Raw genomic sequence first — 836 nt, forward strand, 5'->3', positions numbered from 1 at the left:
CGAACAGGCCGATAAACGGCGCGGTGCTGCCGATACTGGCGAGAATCGCCTGGCCACTTTCCAGCGCGCGGCGTTCTTTTTGGATCTGCTGGCGCAGGTTGCGCTCCAGGCGGTCGGCGCGGTTGATGGTGTGGGCCAACTGCTGTGTATTGCGCGGCGTGTCATCGATAATCATCGCTTCAAAACCGCTGTTGGCGATGCGCGCCAGCGAGCCTGGGTATTGGCTGGCGTGTTCAGCGGCAGTCAACAGATCCGGCGCGGCCCAGAAGACCTTGGTGAACTGGTTGTTCTGGGATTTCTGACGCAAGTATTGCGATGACTTGATGAGCAACAGCGCCCAACTGATCACCGAAAACAGCACCAATGCCCAAAGTACCCCCGGGACAATCATGGAAGACAGAGACTCGTTCATGGCTATACCTCGCACTGCGGTTTAATAACGCGGCTTAAATGAATGTCGGCACTCGACTGGGTTATTCCGGTAACTTGAAAGCGATTGTCTGCGTCGCAAACCCTTCTATCGGGGTATCCTCGCGTTTGGCCGGCACAAACTTCCAATTGCGTACAGCCTCAACGGCGGCGTCATCCAGGGCTTGTTTGCCGCTGGACTTGATCACCTCCACAGAACCTGCGCGGCCGTTGGGCAGCACTTTGATGCGTAGCCCCACCGACCCTTCCCAGTTGCGCCGTAATGCCAGGGACGGGTATTCCGGTGGCGGGTTGCCGAGGCTGGCCAACCCGGACACCGCGGCGGTTTCCTTGACCGGCCCGGGTGCTGCCGCCGGTGCTGCGGGCGCAGCTGCGGGCGCTGCCGGAGCGGCCGGTGCCGGTGGCGC

2 protein-coding genes are annotated in these 836 nt (G+C 61.0%); both read right to left on the minus strand.

Going from position 1 to position 836, the window contains the following annotated elements; genetic code table 11:
* Positions 1-412, minus strand: a 412-nt coding sequence (locus tag F0169_RS27065; RefSeq protein WP_172979572.1) for a MotA/TolQ/ExbB proton channel family protein, incomplete at its 3' end; no start/stop codon positions are given.
* A gap of 61 nt (positions 413-473) precedes the next feature.
* The coding region (locus tag F0169_RS27070) for an energy transducer TonB (protein WP_152748139.1) at positions 474-836 on the minus strand (363 nt) is incomplete at its 5' end.

The organism is Pseudomonas kitaguniensis (assembly GCF_009296165.1).
In the GTDB taxonomy this organism is placed as follows: domain Bacteria; phylum Pseudomonadota; class Gammaproteobacteria; order Pseudomonadales; family Pseudomonadaceae; genus Aquipseudomonas; species Aquipseudomonas kitaguniensis.